The 14661-nt window shown below is 55.7% G+C and carries 14 protein-coding genes; 7 read left to right on the forward strand and 7 right to left on the reverse strand.

Annotated elements, in window-relative coordinates; translation table 11 throughout:
- Positions 1-3 precede the first annotated feature (3 nt).
- Positions 4-2172, forward strand: coding sequence for a selenide, water dikinase SelD (selD, locus tag BVC71_RS08175; protein ID WP_086451137.1), 2169 nt, complete (start codon positions 4-6; stop codon positions 2170-2172).
- On the opposite strand, the gene mnmH is transcribed toward selD, so the two are convergent.
- From mnmH to BVC71_RS08195, 4 genes are all read right to left on the reverse strand, one after another.
- Entirely contained in the window at positions 2159-3211 is a 1053-nt protein-coding gene (gene mnmH / locus BVC71_RS08180) for a tRNA 2-selenouridine(34) synthase MnmH (protein WP_086451138.1), read from the reverse strand. The two genes, selD and mnmH, sit on opposite strands and share 14 nt — an antisense overlap.
- Before the next feature lie 10 nt (positions 3212-3221).
- Complete coding sequence (locus BVC71_RS08185; RefSeq protein WP_086451139.1) at positions 3222-3935, reverse strand: metallophosphoesterase family protein; 714 nt, start codon at positions 3933-3935, stop codon at positions 3222-3224.
- A gap of 115 nt (positions 3936-4050) precedes the next feature.
- The gene (gene serA, locus BVC71_RS08190; protein ID WP_086451140.1) at positions 4051-5646 is read right to left on the reverse strand and encodes a phosphoglycerate dehydrogenase; all 1596 of its coding nucleotides are present in this window, start codon (positions 5644-5646) and stop codon (positions 4051-4053) included.
- 75 nt (positions 5647-5721) lie between these two features.
- Entirely contained in the window at positions 5722-6867 is a 1146-nt protein-coding gene (locus BVC71_RS08195; RefSeq protein ID WP_086451141.1) for a phosphoserine transaminase, read from the reverse strand.
- Positions 6868-7089: 222 nt separating this feature from the next.
- On the opposite strand from BVC71_RS08195, the gene serB reads away from it, so the two are divergent.
- From serB to rlmN, 4 genes are all read left to right on the forward strand, one after another.
- Positions 7090-7965, forward strand: coding sequence for a phosphoserine phosphatase SerB (serB, locus tag BVC71_RS08200; RefSeq protein WP_086451142.1), 876 nt, complete (start codon positions 7090-7092; stop codon positions 7963-7965).
- On the forward strand, positions 7966-8727 hold the full coding sequence (locus BVC71_RS08205; RefSeq protein ID WP_086451143.1) for a TSUP family transporter: 762 nt from the start codon (positions 7966-7968) through the stop codon (positions 8725-8727).
- 155 nt (positions 8728-8882) lie between these two features.
- The gene (locus BVC71_RS08210) at positions 8883-9410 is read left to right on the forward strand and encodes an invasion associated locus B family protein (RefSeq protein ID WP_086451144.1); all 528 of its coding nucleotides are present in this window, start codon (positions 8883-8885) and stop codon (positions 9408-9410) included.
- 105 nt (positions 9411-9515) lie between these two features.
- Positions 9516-10703 carry a dual-specificity RNA methyltransferase RlmN gene (gene rlmN, locus BVC71_RS08215; RefSeq protein ID WP_086451145.1) on the forward strand — a complete coding sequence of 396 codons (1188 nt, stop codon included), beginning with the start codon at positions 9516-9518 and terminating at the stop codon, positions 10701-10703.
- Here rlmN and BVC71_RS08220 read toward each other — a convergent pair.
- Together BVC71_RS08220 and BVC71_RS08225 are read right to left on the reverse strand one after the other, a co-directional pair.
- The gene (locus BVC71_RS08220) at positions 10694-11170 is read right to left on the reverse strand and encodes a gluconokinase (RefSeq protein WP_086451146.1); all 477 of its coding nucleotides are present in this window, start codon (positions 11168-11170) and stop codon (positions 10694-10696) included. The two genes, rlmN and BVC71_RS08220, sit on opposite strands and share 10 nt — an antisense overlap.
- Positions 11170-12018 (reverse strand): LOG family protein, encoded by an 849-nt coding sequence (locus tag BVC71_RS08225; protein ID WP_086451147.1) that lies wholly within the window; start codon positions 12016-12018, stop codon positions 11170-11172. Before BVC71_RS08225 ends, BVC71_RS08220 begins: the two co-directional genes overlap by 1 nt.
- Before the next feature lie 88 nt (positions 12019-12106).
- Here BVC71_RS08225 and dapD point away from each other — a divergent pair, with 88 nt between their 5' ends.
- Together dapD and BVC71_RS08235 are read left to right on the forward strand one after the other, a co-directional pair.
- A complete protein-coding gene (gene dapD / locus BVC71_RS08230; RefSeq protein ID WP_086451148.1) occupies positions 12107-12934 on the forward strand; it encodes a 2,3,4,5-tetrahydropyridine-2,6-dicarboxylate N-succinyltransferase in 828 nt (275 codons plus the stop codon).
- A 270-nt stretch (positions 12935-13204) separates the two neighbouring features.
- A complete protein-coding gene (locus tag BVC71_RS08235; protein WP_086451149.1) occupies positions 13205-13576 on the forward strand; it encodes a hypothetical protein in 372 nt (123 codons plus the stop codon).
- A gap of 5 nt (positions 13577-13581) precedes the next feature.
- On the opposite strand, the gene BVC71_RS08240 is transcribed toward BVC71_RS08235, so the two are convergent.
- A complete protein-coding gene (locus tag BVC71_RS08240) occupies positions 13582-14631 on the reverse strand; it encodes a transporter substrate-binding domain-containing protein (RefSeq protein ID WP_086451150.1) in 1050 nt (349 codons plus the stop codon).
- Between the last annotated feature and the right edge of the window lie 30 nt (positions 14632-14661).

Raw genomic sequence — 14661 nt, forward strand, 5'->3', positions numbered from 1 at the left:
TTGATGCAAAACGATATTCCAGTGACCCGCGATTTGGTTTTGATCGGGGGCGGACATGCACATGCACTGGTGTTGCGTATGTGGGGGATGAAACCCGTGCCGGGTGTCCGTGTTACGGTCATTAACCCCGGCCCGACCGCGCCATACACAGGCATGTTGCCAGGTTTCGTAGCAGGTCACTACACGCGTGATGATCTGGACATTGATCTGGTGAAATTGGCCCGTTTCGCGGGCGCGCGGATCATTATGGCCAAAGCGACGGGTATCGACATCGAGGCGCGAAAAATCGCGATCGAGGGGCGTCCAGCGATCAACTATGACATCGCGTCGATCGATATCGGGATCACAACAGATATGCCCGACATCGACGGTTTCGCCAAATACGCTGTACCGGCCAAGCCCCTGGATACCTTTGCCCAGCGGTGGGATGCCTATCGTGGTAGCACATCAAATCCCAAGGTTGCAGTAATAGGAGGAGGCGTCGGCGGGATTGAATTGTCGATGGCAATGGCCCATGCGCTTCGCGACAAAGACGCGACGGTGTCGATCATTGATCGTAGCGATATCGCAGGTGAATTCGATGAAAAACCTCGGGGTATGTTGCGGCGTGAATTGGCCGAACTAGGCATTCAGATGTACGACAACGCGTCTGTGCGGTCTGTTCACGAAGATGGTGTAAAGCTGGAAAATGGTGATCAGATCGATGCCGATTTTGTTGTCGGCGTTGCTGGGGCCCGTGCGCATGGGTGGCTATCAACAACAGGGTTAGAACATCAAGACGGCTACCTGACGGTATCTGAAACCCTGCAGACCAGTGATTTGAATGTCTTTGCTGTCGGCGATTGTGCCAATCTGGTCTACGATCCACGGCCAAAGGCAGGGGTCTATGCGGTTCGCGCTGCGCCGATTTTATATCACAACCTGTCTGTCGCCTTGCGCGGGAATACGTTGTCGCCGCAGATGAAACCGTTCAATCCGCAAAAGGATTACCTCAAGCTTATTTCACTGGGTGAGCAAGCAGCGCTGGGCGAAAAATTCGGACGGATCATCAAAGGTGGCTGGGTGTGGAAATGGAAAAACCACATTGATCGAACCTTTATGCGCAAATTCTATGAATTACCCCAGATGGGGGCACCGAAAATTCCTCGAAACGCCGCCCAAGGTGTGGCCGAGGCATTGGGTTATCAGCCAATGTGTGGCGGTTGCGGATCCAAAGTTGGGCGCGCTGCATTAGGTGACGCGCTGGATGCCCTGCCCGCGCCGACCCGCGCCGATGTATCGTTTCTATCGGGTGATGATGCTGCCGTGATCAAGGTCGGGAATGCGACACAAGTGATGAGTACGGATCACCTGCGTAGTTTTATAGAAGACCCCTATGACATGGCGCGGATTGCGGCGGTTCATGCGTTGGGCGATGTCTGGGCTATGGGTGGTGATCCACAGGCCATGACCATGACGGTGATCCTGCCACGCCTATCGTCTGAATTGCAGCAACGCATGTTGTCCGAAATCGTCGCTGGGGCGTCTACGGTGGCCAAAGCAGCCGGAGCAGAAATCATTGGCGGGCATAGCTCAGTCGGGGCAGAACTGACCATCGGGTTTACCGTTACCGGCCTATGCGATGGCGATCCGATCACACTAAAGGGCGCCCATGCGGGCGATGCGATCATTTTGACCAAGCCTATTGGGACTGGCGTCATCATGGCTGCGGATATGCAGCGCAAAGCACGCGGTGCTGACGTTACCGCGGCCCTGTCGCAAATGGCCGAACCGCAAGGCATGGCATCTCGTATCTTGCGCGATCATGCCCGCGCTATGACTGATTTGACCGGCTTTGGCATCGCGGGCCATCTGTCAGGTATGTGCGATCATTCAGGTGTCGGGGCAGAGATCAAAACAGACTCTGTTCCGTTGTTAGATGGTGCATTTGAATTGGCAGAAAACGGGGTCAAATCCAGCCTCTGGAATGAAAATCGGGCTGGTGTAGAGTCTGTTTTTGGCAAACAAGGCCCTGTTTTCGATCTGTTGTTTGATCCCCAAACAGCGGGCGGTCTAATGGCTGCCGTACGCGGGGATCAGGCCGAAGAGATTCAGAAAAAGCTATGGCTATGCGGCCATCACGCCTCGATCATTGGGCATTTCACCGAAAGCCCAGGGATCAAAGTGATTTGATGATATCAGCCAGTTGTGTTGCAGCGGCGGCCTGACCGGTCTCAGTCAGGTCCGAGGGTTCGATTGTATGCAACACCGTTGGCGTGTGAACCGCACGGGATTTGGCATAGGACGGATCGTAATGATCTTGCATCAGTGCGGCGGCAAACCCGTGCATGTCACCATCCGCGAACAGTTGTTCCCATTTGTCCACGGTCGCATGGCTGCGGTGCTGGCGTAGGGGCTGTAGCCGAGCCATCAGGCGGTCCGCGTCATTTGACAGATCATGATACGCACCAGCCAGATAACGCGCACGTTCGTCCAGGGGCGCACCGATATCAATGCGGGGCGCGGCGCACATAGCGGACCACAGGCTGGGCGGGATGTTGATTTTGCCGATCTTGCTGCTTTCGGCTTCGATCACGACAGGGCGGGTCGGGTCCATGCGGGCCAAGGCGCAGGCGATCGTCGATTCAAACGCTTTTTGATCGGGCTGTCCGCCTACCATGCCGCCTAACATTGATCCGCGGTGCTGTGCTGCGCCCTCTAGGTCTAGAATTTGGATTCCATGGGCGGGTAGGCGTTTCAGAATATCCGTTTTCGCGGTGCCCGTGTTGCCGTCCAGTAGGACAACGCGGTGCGGCAGCGGTTTTTCGTGCAGGTCTTGAAACACGAAACGGCGATAGGTGCGATAGCCGCCTGCTATGGTATCTGCCCGCCACCCGATTTGTTTCAGGATGATCGCAACCGACCCAGACCGCTGCCCGCCGCGCCAGCAATAGACCAAAGGTTTCCACCCGCCGTCTTTGTCCGCCAATGCGGTTTCCAGATGATGGGCCACATTGCGCGACACGATTGCTGCGCCGATTTTGCGGGCGTCAAAGGGGCTGACCTGTTTGTAGATCGTGCCGACCTTGGCGCGTTCTTCGTTCGACATCGCGGGCAAGCTGATCGCGTCTGGTACGTGGTCTTCGGCGTATTCAGCGGGCGATCTGACGTCGATCACGGTATCAAACCCGTGCGACATCAGATCAGATAGCGATGTAAACTCAATCGGCATTGTGCGCCTCTTAGGACGCGGGCAATAGCGCCTGTCGTCCGGTTTCGGTCAGGATATAGCAGTCTTTGCCATCAAATACCGCAGGAACGATGGGGCGACCATAGCCTGCACCTGTATCCAGATCGACGCGGTTGCCGAAATGGGTGGGTTCGTCCAGTGCAGTGTGCCCATGAACGATCAGTTTAAAGTGCGGATCGGTGTAATCCAGATACCCGTCACGGATCCAAATTAGGTCGTCTTCGTCCTGATCTTGCATGGCGACGTTGGGTTTGATGCCTGCGTGCACAAACAGCAGATCGTCGCTTTCAAACCACAGATCGCGGGACGACAGAAACTCCATATGTTCGGTTGGTACGGCTGCTTTTGCCAGTTCCAGAACATTCTCCGCATCAGGATCAACGCCATAGGACGCCAGCGTTTCCCGTCCGCCCAGCGATGGGTTCAGCCATCCTTTGCCCGATAGAATGCGTTCGTCGTGTTCGATGCCCTGGGTCACATAGCGCACAAACATACGGTCGTGGTTGCCGCGCAGCACGGTCCAGTTTTTGCCCGCAGCAACGCCGTCGATTAGTTTTTGGACAACCGCGCGGCTATCTGGCCCGCGGTCGGTGTAATCGCCCAGAAAAACGATATGAGCGTCAGGGCCGCCGTCTGCGTCAATCATCGCCAGCGCTTTATCCATCTGTTCAATTTGGCCGTGGATGTCGCCAATCGCGTAAATCATATGGGTCTTTCAAATGTCTTTGGTTTAAAACCTATGCCAATAGTGTTCCCTGTCACGGGAAAAAACAAAAGGGGGCGGAAAACCGCCCCCTTTAATTCATCTGAACCTGTGTGCCTTAGGCAATATCAAAGGTCAGCGGTTTAACCTGCTTGAAGCGGCCAGTTGCTGCCAGCGCGTCCAAGGTCGCTTGGCTCAGTGCATCGTCAACATACAGCAGAGCGATCGCTTCGCCGCGGGCTTCGGAACGGCCCAGGGTAAAGTTTGCGATGTTCACGCCATTGTCGCCCAGAACCGAACCCAGGGTACCGATGATGCCTGGAACGTCTTCGTTCGTGGTGTACAGCATGTTTTCTCCAACTTCGGCGTCCACGTTGATGCCTTTGATCTGGATGAAACGTGGTTTGCCGTCCGAGAATACGGTGCCTGCAACCGAACGTTCTTTGGCTTCGGTGACGACAGTCACTTTGATGTAGCCTTCGAATGCGCCCGACTGGTCCTGAGTGGTGGTCGAGATTTTCACACCGCGTTCTTTTGCGATCACTGGTGCGGACACGACGTTCACGTCAGGGTTGCCCTTTTTCATGATGCCAGCAACCACAGCCGAGGTCAGAGCAGCCAAGTTCATGTCCTGAACTTCACCATCGTACAGGATGTTGATCGCTTTGATCGGCTCGTCGGTCATCTGACCGATGAAGTTACCCAAGTGAGTTGACAGTTTCACCCATGGGCCCATGACTTTGGCTTCTTCTGCGGTCACGGATGGGGTGTTCAGTGCGTTCGAAACAGCGCCGGTCAGCAGGTAATCCGCCATCTGTTCTGCAACTTGCAGCGCCACGTTTTCCTGTGCTTCGGTGGTTGCTGCGCCCAAGTGTGGGGTACAAACAACGTTCGGCAGGTTGAACAGTGGGTTTTCGGTTGCTGGCTCTTCCGAGAATACGTCGAAAGCAGCGCCGGCAACGTGGCCCGATTTCAGGGCTTCGGCCAGTGCAACTTCGTCTACCAGACCGCCGCGTGCACAGTTGATGATGCGAACGCCTTTTTTGGTTTTCGCGATGTTTTCAGCCGACAGGATGTTGCGGGTGGAATCGGTCAGTGGAACGTGCAGCGTGATGAAATCAGCGCGTGTCAGCAGCTCTTCCAGTTCGACTTTTTCTACGCCGATTTTGTCTGCGCGTTCTTCGGACAGGAATGGATCGTATGCAACGACCTTCATTTTCAGGCCCTGAGCGCGGTCGATCACGATGGAACCGATGTTACCTGCACCAATAACGCCCAGCGTTTTGCCGGTCAGTTCAACACCCATGAATTTCGACTTTTCCCATTTGCCAGCGTGGGTGGATGCCGACGCTTCTGGGATCTGACGTGCAACAGCGAACATCATGGCGATCGCGTGTTCAGCGGTGGTGATCATGTTGCCGAACGGCGTGTTCATGACAATGACGCCTTTTTTCGAAGCGGCTTCTTTGTCGATGTTATCGGTGCCGATACCAGCGCGGCCGATGACCTTTAGGTTGGTCGCAGCAGCGATGATTTTGTCGGTCGCTTTGGTTGCCGAACGGATCGCCAGACCGTCGTACTGGTCGATAACAGCCAGCAGAGCGTCTTTGTCTTTGCCCAGTTCAGGGCGGAAATCCACGTCGATGCCGCGATCTTTAAAGATCTGCACAGCTGCGTTGGACAGTTTATCGGAAATCAGAACTTTGGGGGCCATGATGGGCTCCTTCCACAGTAGATAAGGATAGGGGGAATAGGCGCGGGGATGGGCCCGCGCCCGAAATAAGATCGATTAGGCTTGCGCTTCGATTTCAGCGTTGAACGCGTATTCCAGCCAAGGCAGCATTGCGTTGATGTCAGCGGTTTCAACCGTTGCACCAGCCCAGATGCGCAGACCAGCAGGCGCGTCACGATATGCACCGATGTCCAGCGCGATGCCTTCTTTTTCCAGACGCTTTGCAACAGCTTTGGCGAATGCAGCGCCGTCTTTGATGCGATCGTCGGTGAATTTCAGGCAAACCGAAGTGTTCGAACGGGTCGCTGGGTCAACAGCCAGGTTGTCGATCCAGTCGCGGGTTTCGCAGAAATCGAAAATCGCCTGAGCGTTGGCATTCGCACGCGCGAACAGACCTTGCAGACCGCCAACTTCTTTGGCCCAATCTAGCGCGACCAGATAATCCTCAACCGCCAACATCGAAGGCGTGTTGATGGTTTCACCGCGGAAGATACCGTCGATCAGTTTGCCGCCTTTGGTCAGGCGGAAGATTTTTGGCAGTGGCCATGCTGGGGTGTAGTTTTCCAGACGCTCAACTGCGCGTGGGGACAGGATCAGCATACCGTGTGCTGCTTCGCCGCCCATAACTTTCTGCCAAGAGAAGGTTACGACATCCAGTTTGTCCCAAGCCAGATCCTGTGCAAACGCAGCCGAGGTCGCGTCACAGATGGTCAGACCAGCGCGGTCCGCAGGGATGAAATCGCCGTTCGGGACGCGCACGCCCGAAGTGGTGCCGTTCCACGTGAACACAACGTCGTTGTCAAAGTTCACTTTGGTGAAATCAACGATTTCGCCGTATTCAGCGGTGTGAACGTTGGCTTCGATTTTCAGCTGTTTCACAACGTCGGTGACCCAGCCAGCGCCGAACGATTCCCAAGCAACCATTTCAGCAGGACGTTCGCCCAGCAGCGACCACATAGCCATTTCAACCGCGCCGGTGTCGGACGCAGGAACGATGCCGATGTGATAGTCAGCAGGGATGCCCAGAATTTCACGAGTGTTTTCGATGGCTGCTTTCAGCTTTTCTTTGCCGACAGCTGCACGGTGCGAGCGGCCCAAAGGCGCATCAGCCAGCTTGTCCAACGAAAATGTAGGGATTTTGGCGCATGGGCCAGAAGAAAAACGCGGATTGGCCGGACGCGTTGCCGGAGCTTCGATAGCCATAGGTGTTACCCTCTCAGATATATGCCCTACGTTGGGGTAGGGTGTCCCACCGCCTGACATAAGGCCCAGATGCTGCGCCTGCAATAGGGAAAATGACGTCATTTCCCGACAAGGTGTCGCATTTGAACCAGCAGCGACCACTGTCGGAAACATCAGGGCGCTTGGCAGGGGAAACGCGATGTGCGAAACGGGGCGAAACCGCACAATTTTTCGGAGCCGACAATGTTCACCGTCAGCCTTTTGACCGCCGCATCGAACCCAACCCTAGAGTCAGCCATGGTTGATGCGCTGCGCAACGCATGGGGTGGCGGCGATGCGACCGTGTTGTCGACAGGAGAGGCCGCCGAATTCGAAGTGCAGACCAAACCGTCCAATTTTTGGGATGTTTGGAACGACCTTCAGGCGCAAAAGATCGATCTGGTGATCCAGCCATCCGCGAACCGCCGCAAAAAGATGCTGCTGGCCGATATGGACAGCACGATGATCCAGCAAGAATGCATCGACGAACTGGCGGCAGAGGCGGGCGTTGGCGAACGCGTGGCTGACATCACCAAACGTGCGATGAACGGCGAATTGGATTTCAACGGCGCATTGGAAGAACGCGTTGGCCTGCTGGCGGGTCTGGACGAAACGGTCATTGAAAAGGTGCTGAACGAACGCATCACCCACATGCCAGGCGGCCGCGAATTGGTGCAAACGATGAAAGCCAACGGCGGTTATGCTGCGCTGGTATCGGGCGGCTTCACCGCGTTTACCGCGCGCATCGCGTCGGAATTGGGGTTCGATACCAACCGCGCGAACACTCTGATCGCTGAAAACGGCAAGCTAACGGGCAAGGTTGGGTACCCAATTCTGGGCCGCGAAGCCAAGGTTCAAGCACTAGAAGAAATCACCACCGAACTGGGTATTTCCGAATCCGACGTGATCGCGGTGGGTGATGGTGCGAACGATCTGGGCATGTTGGGTCGCGCAGGGGCAGGCGTTGCGCTGCACGCGAAACCCAGTGTTCAGGCAGAATGCGATATCCGCGTGAACCACTGTGATCTATCGGCTCTGTTGTTCCTACAAGGCTACGCCCGCGAAGATTTCGTGTCCTAAATGATCGAAGTCTCGGTCGAGGTTCTGATTCTACTGACCAGTGCGGCTGTGATCGCGGGTTTTGTTGATTCCATCGCAGGCGGTGGCGGTTTGATCACGGTGCCTGCGCTGATGATCGCAGGCATCCCGCCCGTCGCTGCATTGGCCACGAACAAAGTGCAGGGCCTATTTGGCGCGGGCATGGCCGCATTCAGCTATGCGCGGCACGGCCATGTGGATCTGAAAAAACAAATGCCAGCGGCGCTTATGTCCTTTGCTGCGTCGATCGCTGGTGCATTGCTGGCCAGCCACCTACCCACCGATGTCATCCGTTTGGGCCTGCCTGTTCTGCTGATCGCTGTTGCGCTGTTTTTCGCATTCCGACCCGGTTTGAATGACCTTGACCGCCAGCAGCGCATCACGATGGGCGTGTTTATCCTGACCTTTGTGCCGCTGATTGGGTTCTATGACGGCCTGCTGGGGCCAGGAACGGGCGCGTTTTTCATGATCGGGTTCGTCGCGCTGGCGGGTTATGGCGTGCTCAAGGCGACGGCGCATACCAAACTGTTGAACTTTGCATCGAACGTTGGCGCCACGCTGGCCTTTGCGCTGGTGGCAAAACCGTTGTGGATCACGGGATTATGCATGGGTGCGGGGCAAATGTTGGGCGCTTATTTGGGGTCGAAACTGGCGATGCGCGTTGGGTCCAAAGGCATTAAACCTGTGCTGGTCGTCGCCTCGACTGCGATGGCGATCAAATTAATTTGGGATGCTTTGCCCTGATTTTGGCAAAAAACCGCACATAACGTCCAAGTTATTTGGTGTTTCCCAAACTAGGCGTTTATTGGTATGGCTAATTTATCGGGTACATCCGCCTCGAATATCGCCGTCAGAGCGTTAGGGGCAAAGAGGCAAAAGACAGCTTGGAGGCTGCAGACATGATTTCGTCTTTGATGCGTAGCGTTGGTTTGGTTGTGGCGCTGGGAACGGCAACGGTTGCCGCGGCCCAAGATTCGAACAACCGCGTGGCTGCAAACACAGACTGGAGCGTTTTCGAAGGTACCGATCCGCGTGAATGCTGGATCGTTTCGGCTCCGAAAGAAACGGTAAACACCCGCGATGGCAACGTGGTTGCTGTGCGCCGCGGTGACATCCTGCTTTATGTTTTCTTCCGTCCGGCATCGGGTGTTGCTGGTCAGGTGGCCTTTACGGGTGGATATCCCTTTGCATCTGACAGCACCGTAAATTTGGAAATCGGCGGCACCAATTTCGACCTATATGTTCAGGATGAATATGCATGGCCCGCCGATGCGGCCGCCGATGCGGCAATCGTTGCTGCGATGAAAGCAGGCGCAAATGCGACCCTGACCGCACGTTCATCGCGTGGCACCGTGACCCGCGATACATTTTCCCTGCTGGGCTTTACCGCGTCCTTGGACGAGGCACAGCGCCGCTGCGCAGGCTAAGACCGGCGCCAGTCGCGCCGTTTTGAATAACTTAGGGGCGGAATTCTTTTGAATTCTGCCCCGAATCCTATATGAGCACCGCTTATCCGAAAATTCGAGGCCGCCATGACTGCCACCGCTCCGATTACCCAAGACGTTATGACCATCCCGCGCAAAGCGGCTGATGGCGCGAAAAATTTGGCCGGTATGACCCGTGACCAAATGCGCGAGGCATTGGCCGAAGCAGGCACGCCAGAAAAACAGCTGAAAATGCGCGTCAATCAGCTGTGGCAGTGGGTTTATCACTGGGGCGTCACCGATTTCGACGTGATGACCAACCTGTCCAAAGATTTCCGCAAAATGCTGTCGGAAAATTTTGTGATCGAACGCCCTGAGTTGGTCACCAAACTGGTGTCCGAAGACGGCACGCGCAAATATCTGGTCCGCATCGCTGGCGGTCACGAAGTTGAAATCGTCTATATCCCCGAAGAGGGCCGCGGCACCCTATGTGTGTCGTCGCAGGTGGGCTGTACCCTGACCTGTTCGTTCTGCCACACGGGCACCCAGAAACTGGTGCGCAACCTGACCGCGTCGGAAATCGTCGGTCAGATCATGCTGGCGCGCGACGATTTGGATGAATGGCCCGAACCAGGTACTGGTACGGGCGACGATGGCCCCCGTTTGCTGTCGAACATCGTTTTGATGGGCATGGGCGAACCGCTGTACAATTTCGAAAACGTGCGCGACGCGATGAAAATCGCGATGGATGGCGAAGGCATCGCATTGGGCCGCCGCCGTATCACCCTGTCGACCTCGGGTGTTGTGCCTGAAATCGCCCGCACCGCCGAAGAAATCGGGTGCCTGCTGGCCGTATCGTTCCACGCCACCACCGACGAAGTGCGCGATGTTCTGGTTCCTGTGAACAAAAAATGGAACATCGAAAAACTGCTAGAGGCGCTGCGCGAATATCCAAAGGCGACAAATTCGGAACGTATCACCTTTGAATATGTGATGCTGAAAGACGTGAACGACACCGACGAAGACGCGCATCGTTTGGTCAAACTGCTGGACGGTATTCCGGCCAAGGTAAACCTGATCCCATTCAACGAATGGCCCGGTGCGCCGTATCAGCGTTCGTCGAACAACCGTATCCGCGCTTTTGCGACGATCCTGATGCAGGCGGGCTATGCCTCGCCGATCCGTACTCCGCGTGGCGAAGACATCATGGCCGCCTGCGGTCAGTTGAAATCCGCGACCGAACGCGCTCGTAAATCACGCGCTCAGATCGCGGCAGAGGCTGGCATTCAAAGCTGATACAGCGCTGATTTCACCATATTTTCGATAGAGTCAGAGGCGTCCACGACAATGGGCGCCTCGTCCTTTTCTGGCTCTTCCAATGTGGCCAATTGGCTGTCCAGTAGGCTGGGCGGCATATAGTGATCTGTACGCGCCTCCATCCGTGCGCGGATCGTTTCGGCGTCCACCTTTGGGTACACGAAGACCACGTCAGGCGCATAGACGCGCAGCAGCTTGCGATAGCTGCGTTTCAGGGCCGAACAGGCCAGAACGATCGGATCATTTCCAGCCAACTCTGCCCCGCAGGCCTGCAACCACGGCCAACGCATATCATCGTCCAGCGATTTCCCCGCAGCCATATGCGCAACGTTTTCAGGCGGATGCAGCCTGTCGCCTTCGACAAAGACCGCCCCTAGGGCATCCGCCATCGCCGCGCCCAGGGTCGATTTGCCCGACCCTGAAACGCCCATCACGACGATACGCATTAGCGCCCCGGAATAGCGTCGCGGGTTTCGCCAGCATGAGCCCAGTTTTTCAATGCATCGATCGCCTCTTCGGCGGTGTCGACGAATCGGAACAGGTCCAGATCTTCGGCGGAAATTGTGCCCGCGTCGGACAGAGCGTCCCAGTTTACGATTTTTTGCCAGAATTCTTTGCCGAACAGCAAGAACGGGACCTGCTCCATGCGGCCTGTCTGAATTAGGGTCAGGGCTTCGAACATTTCGTCCAAGGTGCCAAATCCGCCTGGAAAGACACAGATCGCTTTGGCGCGCATTAGGAAATGCATTTTGCGGATCGCAAAGTAGTGGAAATTGAAACACAGCTCTGGTGTGACGTATTCGTTCGGGGCCTGTTCGTGCGGTAGAACGATGTTCAGGCCGATCGATTTGCCGCCTGCGTCCACGGCGCCGCGGTTGCCTGCCTCCATCACGCCGGGGCCGCCGCCGGTGACGATCACGTTTTCACGTCCGCCAGACTTTAGCGACTCTTCGGTCATCAGGCGGGCAAAGGTGCGGGCCTCTTCGTAAAAGGCCGACAAATCAGCAAGTGTCTGAGTTCGCGCGGTTTCTTTTTTGTCCGGTGCAGGAATACGCGCGCCGCCGAACATGACGATGGTGCTGTCGATGCCTTCGTCGTCCATGTCCAATTCGGGTTTCAGCAGTTCCAGCTGCAACCGAACGGGGCGCAATTCTTCGCGGCATAGGAAATCATTATCGGCAAAGGCCAAACGGTACGTCGGGGACCGCGTTTGTGCCGTGTCTGGTACATCACCCACGGCTTTGCGGTCTTGCCCGCTGTTGCGTAGTGGGTGGCGGCGGTGGTCTTCGGTCATCTACTCGTCCCGTTTGTTGCTCTTTGCTGGGGAAACAGTTTATATCCCCGCAACCGTCTACAAAGCACAGATAACACCAAGAGGCCACATGTCGAACGCTCAGCTAGAAGCCGCAATCGAATCCGCGTGGGAAGCCCGCGACACCATCACCCCAGCTACCACTGGCGAAACCCGCGAAGCGATCGAAGATACGCTGAACGCGCTGGACAGCGGCTCTCTGCGCGTTGCTGAAAAACTGGAAAACGGCGACTGGCACGTAAACCAGTGGGCAAAGAAAGCTGTCCTGCTGGGGTTCCGCATCAAAGATATGGAACTGCAATCCGGCGGCCCACAGGATCACAGCTGGTGGGACAAGGTCGACAGCAAATTCAAAGGCTGGGGCGCTGACGAATTCAAAACCGCTGGGTTCCGCGCTGTACCTAACGCTGTTGTGCGCAAATCCGCGTTCATCGGCAAAGGCGTTGTTCTGATGCCATCCTTTGTGAACTTGGGCGCATTCGTTGACGAAGGTACCATGGTCGACACTTGGGCGACCGTTGGATCCTGCGCACAGATCGGTAAGAACGTTCACCTGTCGGGCGGCGTTGGCATCGGCGGCGTTCTGGAACCTATGCAGGCTGGCCCAACCATCATCGAAGACAACTGTTTCATCGGCGCCCGTTCCGAAGTTGTCGAAGGCTGTATCGTTCGCGAAGGTTCGGTTCTGGGCATGGGCGTTTACATCGGCCAGTCGACCAAAATCGTTGACCGCGAAACCGGCGAAGTCATGTACGGCGAAGTCCCACCATATTCGGTGGTCGTTTCCGGTTCGATGCCATCGAAGAACGGTATCAACCTGTACTGCGCGGTTATCGTGAAACGCGTGGACGAAAAAACCCGTTCGAAAACCGGCATCAACGAACTGTTGCGCGACTAAGAAAAAAACCCGCAGGTTTTGGGGAACCTGCGGGGGAATAAGTAGGTCACGGATGGACGGAAGTGTGTCCGTGACCGCTGAAAGACTGAAGCGACATGACAGGATCCATTCAAACAACAACAACCACGAATGGAGCGCATCATGTCTCGACCCCTTAACCATACGTTGAATGACACGGCAAAGGCGATTGCCCAAAAGTGCAAAGCCGTGGTCGCATTCGTATAGGGTGTCGAAAGTTTACACCGCACTACGCGGTCGCAGTGCAAGGAAATGACCATGGCAAAAAAAGACAGTAAGCAACAGGTCTACACATTGGTCGTACAGGTCGGCCGCAAGGATGGCGATGGTTTGCCAGAGGAAAGCACTGGGGCGGCGCTAATGTGCTATGCCAGCGGCGTGGACGAAGCAGAAGCCGTCCGCGAAACCGTTGCAATTCTTAAACAAGCTGAGCTGAACCCGCTGGATGTCACGGGTTATGGAAACCTGTCTGATCGAGAGGCAGCAGGCCACGAAATCGATGATGACGAACGCGAATTGATGGATCGTGCGCTGGACGAAAACAGTGTTATCGTCGCGCAGATGACGCCATTTTTTGGTGACGAAAACTTGCGTGACATCGAAGGCGAAGTACCTAACGCCTGATCTAATTACTGTTGCCCGAACCAGTCGCGATAAATGGCATCATAGGTGCCGTTTTCGCGCAGGGTTAGCAAGCTGCGGTTGATTTGTTCGCGCAGCGCGCTGCCCGATGGCATGATGATCCCATAGTTTTCAGGCACAAGGTTGTTTCCAACCAATTTGAAATCGCCGGCTCCGCGTGTCTGTGCGTACCACGCCAGGATCGGAGCGTCGAACACCACAGCGTCCAGTTCGCCGTTTTCCAGCGCCAAATACATCGAATCCAACTGGTCGTAACGGATGGCGGTCACCTCGCGGCGGTCCAAAAATTGATCTGCTGTCGATCCTTCAATCGTGCCAACGCGTTTTTCGTACAGATCATTCACGCCTGTGATTTTCGACTGGATCGCCTCGACTGTCATGACAGTTGTGATTTGCGCCACGAAAATCGACACAATGAACAAGGAAGACACGACCAAAACCACAGCGAACATGCGGCCCAAAATCGTGCGAGGCATGCGTTCTTCGAAGCCGCCATTGACGACCAGATTCAGCGCCCACCAAAATGATGGGAAAGCAGCCTCTTTAAAGGTGCCTTGGAAATAGGGCTGCGCTTTGCGTTCCAGCAACCACATGACAGCGCCGCCGCCAAACAAAAGACCGATTGCGGCGGCAACGGCGATCAGCACATCACGAGAAAAGATAGCTGACCAAACCGATCCACTCGTGTTATCGACAGGGGCTAGAATGCGTATCCCTGATTGGAAAACGGGTTGAGAGAAATCCATGATTTCTTCGCGGGATGCTGTGATCGAAATGTTGGCGATGGCGGCATCAACTTCGCTGTTTTCGACCGCAGACAACATTTCGCCAAAACTGTCGACGCGGCGAAATTCAGTTTCTGCCCCCAGTTCAGCGGCAATGGCATTCCACAGCTCGATCGAAAAACCCGTGTCGCCGCCGTCGCCATCGGGCATGGAAAACGGTGGACGCGTTACTGTAGACACAGTCAGAGTTTCAGCGAATGCCGGTTGGCATAGCAAACCGATCAGCACAAAGATGCCACGTAGAAGTTTCATAAATGTGTCCCCGATATCGATAAGCGTCGC

Origin of the sequence: Marivivens niveibacter, from assembly GCF_002150005.2 — a bacterium.
Lineage (GTDB): Bacteria > Pseudomonadota > Alphaproteobacteria > Rhodobacterales > Rhodobacteraceae > Marivivens > Marivivens niveibacter.

Coding starts and splice junctions, on each gene's coding strand:
- selD (WP_086451137.1), top strand. CDS start 4: ATGCAAAACGATATTCCAGTGACCCGCGATTTGGTTTTGATCGGGGGC.
- mnmH (WP_086451138.1), bottom strand. CDS start 3,211: ATGCCGATTGAGTTTACATCGCTATCTGATCTGATGTCGCACGGGTTT.
- BVC71_RS08185 (WP_086451139.1), bottom strand. CDS start 3,935: ATGATTTACGCGATTGGCGACATCCACGGCCAAATTGAACAGATGGAT.
- serA (WP_086451140.1), bottom strand. CDS start 5,646: ATGGCCCCCAAAGTTCTGATTTCCGATAAACTGTCCAACGCAGCTGTG.
- BVC71_RS08195 (WP_086451141.1), bottom strand. CDS start 6,867: ATGGCTATCGAAGCTCCGGCAACGCGTCCGGCCAATCCGCGTTTTTCT.
- serB (WP_086451142.1), top strand. CDS start 7,090: ATGTTCACCGTCAGCCTTTTGACCGCCGCATCGAACCCAACCCTAGAG.
- BVC71_RS08205 (WP_086451143.1), top strand. CDS start 7,966: ATGATCGAAGTCTCGGTCGAGGTTCTGATTCTACTGACCAGTGCGGCT.
- BVC71_RS08210 (WP_086451144.1), top strand. CDS start 8,883: ATGATTTCGTCTTTGATGCGTAGCGTTGGTTTGGTTGTGGCGCTGGGA.
- rlmN (WP_086451145.1), top strand. CDS start 9,516: ATGACTGCCACCGCTCCGATTACCCAAGACGTTATGACCATCCCGCGC.
- BVC71_RS08220 (WP_086451146.1), bottom strand. CDS start 11,170: ATGCGTATCGTCGTGATGGGCGTTTCAGGGTCGGGCAAATCGACCCTG.
- BVC71_RS08225 (WP_086451147.1), bottom strand. CDS start 12,018: ATGACCGAAGACCACCGCCGCCACCCACTACGCAACAGCGGGCAAGAC.
- dapD (WP_086451148.1), top strand. CDS start 12,107: ATGTCGAACGCTCAGCTAGAAGCCGCAATCGAATCCGCGTGGGAAGCC.
- BVC71_RS08235 (WP_086451149.1), top strand. CDS start 13,205: ATGACCATGGCAAAAAAAGACAGTAAGCAACAGGTCTACACATTGGTC.
- BVC71_RS08240 (WP_086451150.1), bottom strand. CDS start 14,631: ATGAAACTTCTACGTGGCATCTTTGTGCTGATCGGTTTGCTATGCCAA.